This is a genomic window from Actinoallomurus acaciae (assembly GCF_042429965.1).
GTDB classification, from domain to species: domain Bacteria; phylum Actinomycetota; class Actinomycetes; order Streptosporangiales; family Streptosporangiaceae; genus Actinoallomurus; species Actinoallomurus acaciae.
The window spans coordinates 1-8035 of record NZ_JBHLZP010000376.1 but is presented as its reverse complement, the minus strand read 5'-3'; the positions used below and the strand labels follow the sequence as shown (position 1 = coordinate 8035).

At 71.0% G+C, this 8035-nt stretch carries 5 protein-coding genes; 1 reads left to right on the top strand and 4 read right to left on the bottom strand.

From position 1 onward, the window contains the following. Positions 1–1962 (top strand): S9 family peptidase (locus tag ACFFNX_RS35035; RefSeq protein WP_378210216.1); only part of this gene is annotated, 1962 nt, incomplete at its 5' end. Between the two features lie 17 nt (positions 1963–1979). Here ACFFNX_RS35035 and ACFFNX_RS35030 read toward each other — a convergent pair. From ACFFNX_RS35030 to ACFFNX_RS35015, 4 genes are all read right to left on the bottom strand, one after another. Continuing rightward, entirely contained in the window at positions 1980–3101 is a 1122-nt protein-coding gene (locus ACFFNX_RS35030; RefSeq protein ID WP_378210215.1) for an alpha/beta hydrolase, read from the bottom strand. 262 nt (positions 3102–3363) lie between these two features. Continuing rightward, positions 3364–4980: a phospholipase C gene (locus ACFFNX_RS35025; protein ID WP_378210214.1), complete on the bottom strand. Its 1617-nt coding sequence runs from the start codon at positions 4978–4980 to the stop codon at positions 3364–3366. A 132-nt stretch (positions 4981–5112) separates the two neighbouring features. Beyond that, a complete protein-coding gene (locus tag ACFFNX_RS35020; protein ID WP_378210213.1) occupies positions 5113–6729 on the bottom strand; it encodes a phospholipase C in 1617 nt (538 codons plus the stop codon). Between the two features lie 205 nt (positions 6730–6934). Beyond that, positions 6935–7990: a Dyp-type peroxidase gene (locus ACFFNX_RS35015; protein WP_378210212.1), complete on the bottom strand. Its 1056-nt coding sequence runs from the start codon at positions 7988–7990 to the stop codon at positions 6935–6937. Positions 7991–8035 lie beyond the last annotated feature (45 nt).

Below are 8035 nucleotides of genomic sequence, written 5' to 3'. Positions count from 1 at the left end.
GGCGGCGATCCGGTCACCTGCCTGTGGGAGTTCGACGTCACGGCGGGCACGGAACGGCTCATCGTGGATCCCGGAGACGCGGCCGAGGATCTGTCGCCGGCGGAGGCGACGCGCCGCGAGCGAGCCCGCGAGCAGAGCACGGGAGTGACCGCGTACGCCACCGACCGTGCCGCGACCACGGCCGCGTACGCGCTGTCCGGACGGCTGTGGCTGGCCGACCTCGGCGCCCCGCGGACGACGGAGCTGCCCGCGGCCGGCCCGGTCGTCGAACCGCGCCCCGACCCGCTCGGCTCCACGGTCGCCTACGTCTCCGGCGGGTCCCTGCGCGTGATCGGCGTGGACGGCTCCGGCGACCGCGCGCTCGCCACGCCGGAGGGCCCGGATGTGACCTATGGCCTCCCCGAGCACGTGGCGGCCGAGTCGATGGGCCGCCACCGCGGGTTCTGGTGGGCACCGGACGGCTCGCGTCTGCTGGTCGCCCGGGTCGACAACGCACCGGTGGAGCGCTGGTACATCGCCGACCCGGCCGACCCGGCCAAGCCGCCCGCCGCGATCGCCTACCCGGCCGCCGGCACTCGCAACGCCGACGTGTCGCTGTGGATCGTCGGCCTGGACGGCGGCCGGGTGGCCGTCGACTGGGACCGCGTCGCCCTCGAGTACGTCACCGCCGTCTGCTGGAGCGGGTCCGAGCCGCTGATCGCCGTGCAGAGCCGAAGCCAGAAGACGATGCGGGTGCTGGCGGTCGACCCGCTGACCGGGGCGACGCGCCTGCGGCGTGAGGACACCGACCCGTACTGGGTGCAGATCGTGCCGGGCGTGCCGGCGCTCACCGGGAGCGGCCGCCTCGTCTGGACCGCGGATCTGGACGACGGCCGGCGCCTGCTGGTCGACGACCTGCCCGTCACCCCGCCGGGCCTGCAGGTCCGTCAGGTCGTCGGGGTCGACGGCGAGACCGTCCTGTTCACCGCGTCCGCCGAGCCGACGGAGATCGGCCTGTGGACGTACGCGCCGGATACCGGGGCGGCCCCGTTCGCCGACGCGCCCGGCGTCCACCACGGGTACCGCGCCGGCGGTACGACCGTCGTCGTCACGCGGTCGCTGGACCACGACGGCGCCCGGGTGACCGTGCACCGCGACGGGCGGCCGGCCTCATCGATCGCCTCGCATGCCGAGAGACCCGTCCTGACGCCCAAGGTGCACCTGCTGCGCGCGGGAGAGGGGGAACTGCGAACCGCGGTGCTCTTCCCGGCCGGGCACACACCGGGATCACGACGGCTGCCGGTGCTGATGGACCCCTACGGCGGGCCCGCCGGGCAGCGCGTCCTGGCGGCCCGGGACCAGTTCCTGGTCTCGCAGTGGTTCGCCGACCGTGGCTTCGCGGTCGTCGTCGCGGACGGCCGTGGCACGCCCGGCCGCGGTCCCGCCTGGGAACGGGAGATCTACGGCGACCGCGCGGCGCTCGCGCTGACCGACCAGGTGGCCGCGCTGCACGCGGCCGCCGAGCGCCATCCCGACCTCGACCTGGACCGGGTCGGCATCCGCGGCTGGTCCTTCGGCGGCTTCCTCGCCGCGCTCGCCGTGCTGCGCGAGCCCGGCGTCTTCCACGCCGCCGTGGCCGGCGCGCCAGTGACCGACCAGCGGCTGTACGACACCCACTGGAACGAGCGCTTCCTCGGCCATCCGGACGAGAACCCCGAGGCGTACGACCGCTCAAGCCTCCTGGCCGACGCGGAACACCTCCGGCGACCGCTCATGCTGATCCACGGGCTCGCGGACGACAACGTGTTCGCCGCGCACACGCTGCGCCTCTCGTCGGCGCTGACGGCCGCCGGACGACCCCACACCGTGCTGCCGCTGCCGGACGCGACGCACATGACGCCGCAGGAGGAGATCGCCGAGAACATCCTCGTCCTGCAGGCGGAGTTCCTGGAACGCGCGCTCGGCACGGACCGCCGGGACTGACCGCCATGGCCCGGCGGCTACCGCTGTGACGGCGGATGGCCGGGTGGCAGGACGTGGGCGGTGAAGGCGTCGACGGCGTTGATGACGGCTTCGAAGCGCGGCGAGTGGAACAGGTCGAAGGCGTGCTGCCCGCCGGGCAGTTCGGCGTAGACGACCGGCTGAGCCGACCGGCCGCGCAGGCGTTCGGCGAGGAGCCGGGCGGTCCCGGCCGGCGCCACGGTGTCGTGGTCGCCGTGGACCAGGAAGAACGGCGGCGCGTCCGGCCGGACATGGGCGAGGGGCGAGGTCCGCGAGTCCCCGTCGTAGTAGGGCCCGTAGTAACCGCCCAGGCCGATCACCGCCGCGACGGAGGTGTCCACGTGCTCGAAGCCGGGCTGGAGGGCGGGGTCATCGGCGGTGAGCGCGGCCAGGGCCGCCATGTGCGCGCCGGCCGAGCTGCCCGCCAGCACGATCCGACCGGGGTCGGCGCCGTACGCGGGGCCGTTCTCCCGCACCCAGGCGATCACCTTCTTGGCGTCCGCCAGGTGGTCGTGGAAGGTCGCCTGCGGGCGCAGGCGGTAGTTCGCGCTGACGCACACCCAGCCCTGGGCGGCCAGCCGGTACAGGAGGGGCAGGGACTGGCTGTTCTTTCGGCCCCCGGTGTACCCGCCGCCGTGCAGGTGGATCAGGACCGGGGCGCCGGTGGGCCGGGAACGGTGGCGGTAGAGGTCCAGGAGGTTGCGCCGGCCGGCCGGGCCGTACGACAGGCCGGGGATCCGCTCCACGGCGCGGTGGCGGCGGAAGAAGGGCCTGAACAGGATGCGCCCGTACGGCAGGCGGCGCGAGACGGGCACCTCCCCCAGGGCGCGTCGTACGGCGGGCAGCGCCTGGTGGCCGCGCCGGGCCACCAGGCCCAGGCCGACGAGGGCCACGGCCGCCGTCCCGTCGGCGACCGGTGTAGTCAGGTCGCCTTGGACGAGGGCCAGGACGGTGGCGGCCAGGAGCCAGGCGAGCGCCACGAACGGCAGTTCGCCCAGGACCACACCGATGAGGAAGCTCAGCTTGGCCAGCGGCCGAGGGCGACGCGGCGCCGCCAGCACGAACAGGGCACCGACCGCGAGGAGACCCACGGTGACGAGGTATCCGTAGGGCGGGTTCATCGGCGCACCGGCCCGAGGAGGGTCACGGCGTCGCCGGGGAGCGGGGCGGCCGCCACGGTCAGGCGGGGTCTTCGGCCGGAGATGTTCACGCCGGTCAGCATCGCGCGACCGGCCGGGCCGCCACATCGGGCGCGCGGTCGCGGCCCGTCCCTCCCCGGCAGGGGCCCGCTCCGACTTTGGTCGGACCGCCTCGAAGACCGGGGCTCCGGCGACGAGACGGCCCCCGCCCGGCGGGGCGGGGGCCGTCAGGCGTGGTGCCGGGTCAGCCGGAGACCGGGGCGCCGGTCTTCGGGTCGAGGGGCAGCCGGCCCGCCCTCGGGTGGCGGAAGTCCAGCAGGCCGCCGACGCCGCCGGCGCGTACGTCCATGGACGTGTCGCCGATGCGGCCCACTCGCCAGTTGTCCTCGATGAACCGCATGATCGAGGTCTGCTCGGCGTACGAGTGGTCGACGTGGTTGACCCTGGAGTACGGCGAGATGGCGAGCAGCGGCAGACGCTGGCTCGGTCCGCAGCGGTCCTGGTAGCCGCCCGCGGCCCGCGCGTTCGAGCACAGCGGCGTGTCCTGTGAGGCGTCGGACGAGCCGTTCGTGACCTTCGGCGGGACGTGGTCGTACCAGCCGTCGGAGTCGTCGTAGGCGATGAAGATCGCGGTGGACCGCCACTCCGGCGACTGCTGGATCTTGTTGATCGTGCTGACGAGGAACTGCTGCTCGTCCAGCGGGTCGGAGTAGCCCGCGTGGCCGTCCTGGTACGACGCCGCCTTCAGGAAGCTCACCGCGGGCATGCTGCCGGCCTTGAGGGCGGCGTCGAAGTCGGTGAGGTCGTAGTTGTGGTTGGCCTGGTCGGTACGGCCGATCGCGGCGACCGACGACGGCGGCAGGTGCTTGGGGTTGGCCGTCGACTTGTAGTACTGGAACGGGTCGTGGTGCGGGCTGTAGTCCACCGCCGGGACACCGCCGACGTTCTCGTGGGAGGCGCCGCAGACCGCGTAGCCGTTCGCCGAGCCGGTCGGCTTGAAGCCGCCCTGGAACCAGCCCCAGGTGACCTTCCTCCTGTTCAGCAGGTCACCGACGTTGCGGCCGGTCATCACGCCGAGGTTGTTCTTGGCCGTGTGGTTGCTGTCGGAGCAGTCGTCGTACGCCGGGTCCGGGTCGTTGATCATCGTGCCGACGCCGTCCTTGTCCGGCGACTGGACGACGTAGGGGTCGCTGACCTTCTCGTGCGTCACCGGGTCGACGGCGTAGATGCCGTGCGTGTTGCCGGAGACGAGGTCGATGGCGCCCGGCGTCGAGGGCCCGAACACCGTGTCCCAGTTGTTGTCGCTCATCGCGTAGTTCTGGGCGTAGTTCCACATGCCGGTGACGGTGTTGCCGTCGAAGTAGTCCATGACCAGGCCCGGCTCACCGAACAGGACCGGCTGGCCGGTGCACTTGTCCTTCTCGGTGTTCTCGACGAACTTGTCCATCTTGCCGCCGTTGACGGCCAGTTGTTCCTTGCCGTACGTGTGGTCCTGGTCGCAGGTCAGGGCCTGCTCGTGGGTGAGGCGCGTGGGGTTGTACTGGTTCGGGTTGTCGGTGAGCAGCTTCTTGCTCAGCCCGTTCACCTTCGGCGTGTGCCTCTTGGCGGTGAACTTCGTCCCGTCCGTGTTGGCCGCCTTTGGATACGTCCCGAAGTAGTGGTCGAACGAGATGTTCTCGTCGAACAGCACCACGACGTGCTGGATCGGCGTCGAGGTGCGAACCGGTGACCACTCGGCGGCGGTCAGCGCGCTCGAGGCGTTCTCACCGCTTCCGCAGCTCGCCAGCGTCAGCGAACCGGCGGCCATCAGGGCCGCGGCGATCGCCGCCGGTCTGTGCCTCTTCCACGTGCGGGGAGCCATTTACCCTCCAGGGTGACGACGGGGCGTCGATCATGTTGCCGGAACCTGAACGCGAGGTAAACAGCAGGTGGTGACGAAAAAGCGCCCCCGTCCGGCCAAAGCCGGACAGAGGCGCCTCTCGGTGAGCCCGGCTCAGCCGAACTGACGAGCGCCCGTCTTGGGGTCGAGGAAGAGCGCACCCGCCCGGGGGCGGCGGAAGTCGAACATGTGGCTCAGGTCTCCCGCGCGAGCGTCGAACGAGCCGTCGCCGATCTGGCCGACGCCCCAGTTCTGCTCGATGAAGCGCGTGATCGAGGCCTGCTCGGTGTAGTGGTGGTCGACGTAGTTGACCTTGGAGTACGGCGAGATCACCAGCAGGGGCAGACGCTGGCTGGGACCGCAGCGGTCCTGGTAGCCGCCGGCCATCCTGCGCTTGCCGCACGTCGCGGAGTCGTCGTTGGCGGCGTCGGAGGAGCCATTGGTGATCTTCGGGGCGACGTGGTCGTACCAGCCGTCGGAGTCGTCGTAGGCGATGACGACCGCGGTGGACCGCCAGTCGGGGGACTTCTGCAGCTTGTTGATCGTGCTGACGAGGAACTGCTGCTCGTCCAGCGGGTCGGAGTAGCCCGCGTGGCCGTCCTGGTACTCGCCCGCCTTCAGGAAGCTCACCGCCGGCAGGTTGCCCGCCTTGAGCGCCGCGTCGAAGTCGGTCAGGTCGTAGTTGTGATTGGCCTGGTCCGTACGGCCGATCGCGGCGACCGACGACGGCGCCAGATGCTTCTCGTTCGCGGTCGACCTGTAGTACGCGAACGGGTTGTGGTGCGGGCTGTAGTCGACCGCGGAGACGCCGCCGACGTTCGCGTGGGAGGCGCCGCAGACCGCGTAGCCGTTCGCCGAGCCGGTCGGCCGGAAGCCGCCCTGGAACCAGCCCCAGGTGACCTTCCGCCGGTTCAGCAGGTCGCCGATGTTCTTGCCGGTCATCACGGCCAGGTTGTTCTTGGACGTGTGGTTGTTGTCCGAGCAGTCGTCGTACGCCGGGTCCGGGTCGTTGATGACCGTGCCCACGCCATTCTTGTTCGGCGAGGCGACCACGTACGAGTCGCTGACCTTCTCGTGCGTCACCGGGTCGACGGCGTAGGCGCCGTGGGTCTGGCCCGAGACCAGGTTCAGCGCACCGGGGGTGGACGGCCCGAAGACCGAGTCCCAGGAGTTGTCGCTCAGCGCGAAGTTCTGGGCGTAGTTCCACATGCCGGTGACGGTGTTGCCGTCGTAGTAGTCCATGACCAGGCCCGGCTCACCGAACAGGGGCGGCATGCCCGTGCAGGTGTCCTTGCCGGTGTTCTCCACGAACTTGTCGACCTTGCCCGCGTCGACGGCCTTCTGCTCGTGGCCGTAGCTGTGGTCCTGGTCGCAGGTCAGGGGCTGGTCGTGCGTGAGGCGCGTGGGGTTGTACTGGTTCGGGTTCTTGGTGAGCAGCTTCTTGCTCAGCCCGTTCACCTTCGGCGTGTGCCTCTTGGCGGTGAACTTCGTGCCGTCCGTGTTGGCCGCCTTCGGGTACGTCCCGAAGTAGTGGTCGAACGAGATGTTCTCGTCGAACAGCACCACGAGGTGCTTGATCGGGGTCGTGGTCCGGGCGGGCGACTCGGCCGCGGTGAGCGACGTCGCTCCGCCCCCGCTCGTGCCGCAGGCCGCGAGCGCCAGCGAGCCGGCGGCCACCAGCGAAGCGGCGATCACCACCGGTCGCCGTCTCTTCCACTTGCCGGGACCCATCTTGCCTCCTGAAGGAATATCAAGCTCCGGGTCCTCGGACGGAATCCCGGGGGCCGTGTCGGTCCAGCGGGGATCCCATCGGATCGGGACGAAGATCGCGGTGATGGAAGGTGTCTTCCAGGTGAACAAGGCCCCATGTGGGATTAAAGGATCTTTGCCTGGCCTTCACCCGCCCTCACGGCGGCGGTGTTAACCCGCCGTACATCTACGCGAGGAGCGTTCGCCCGAGGAAGTCCTTGGAATCGCGTACGCCCGGCAGCGCGAAGAAGTACCCGCCGCCGAACGGGGTGATGTAGTCCACGAGCGGCTCGTCGATCAGACGCTCCTGCACGGCCTCGAACTGGCGCTTCAGGTCCTGCTGGTAGCAGGTGAACAGCAGGCCCATGTCGAGGTTGCCGACGGCGTCCACACCGAGGTCGTAGTTGTAGCTGCGGCGCAGGATCCGGCTGTCGGCGGTCTGCGGCGTACGGGGGTTGGCCATCCGGATGTGGCTGGTCAGCGGGATGACCTTCCCGATCGGGTCCTGGGCGAACTTGGGCTCGTCCAGCTCGTGGGTGCCGTCGAGGGGTGCGCCGGTCGCCCGGTCGCGGCCGAACATCTGCTCCTGCTCGGTGATCCCCACCCGGTCCCAGAACTCCACGAGCATGCGGATCAGCCGGATGGCGGCGTACGAGCCGCCGGCGGTCCAGGCCGGCTCGTGCGAACGGTCCGCCCAGACCAGGGCGTCCATCTCACTCGCGCTCGTGGCGTCGGGGTTGGAGATGCCGTCCTTGAAGCCCATGAGGTTGCGGGGGGTGCCGCTCGGGCGCGGCGGGCTGGTGAAGCCGCTCATCCGCCAGCGGATCTGCGCCGCGCCACGCGTGTGGCGGGCGATGTCGCGCAGCGCGTGCACGACGGTGTCGTCGTCCTCCGCCGACAGCTGCAGGCTGACGTCGCCGTGGCACCAGTCCGGGTCGAGGTCGTCGTTGGGGAACATCCGCATCGGCTTCAACCCGGTGGGCTTGCGGCTCGCCAGGCCGTACCGGTCGTCGAACAGCGAGGCGCCGACGCCCACGGTGACCGTCAGCCCGCCGGCGGGCACGTCGGGCCCGAGCACTCCGGAGTCGGGCGGCGGCGCGCTGATGCCGCTGTCGTCCGGCGCGCCCCCGGCGGTCAGCGTGCGGGCCCGGTCGGTGAGGGTGCGGAAGAACTCGGTCAGCTCGCCGGGCCCGGACGCGATGACGTCGAGGGAGGCCACCGGCGCACGGCCGGCCCTCGCCACGAAGGCGACCGCGTACGTCGCCGCGCATGTCCGGTCCTACAACAG

Coding starts and splice junctions, on each gene's coding strand:
- ACFFNX_RS35030 (WP_378210215.1), bottom strand. CDS start 3,101: ATGAACCCGCCCTACGGATACCTCGTCACCGTGGGTCTCCTCGCGGTC.
- ACFFNX_RS35025 (WP_378210214.1), bottom strand. CDS start 4,980: ATGGCTCCCCGCACGTGGAAGAGGCACAGACCGGCGGCGATCGCCGCG.
- ACFFNX_RS35020 (WP_378210213.1), bottom strand. CDS start 6,729: ATGGGTCCCGGCAAGTGGAAGAGACGGCGACCGGTGGTGATCGCCGCT.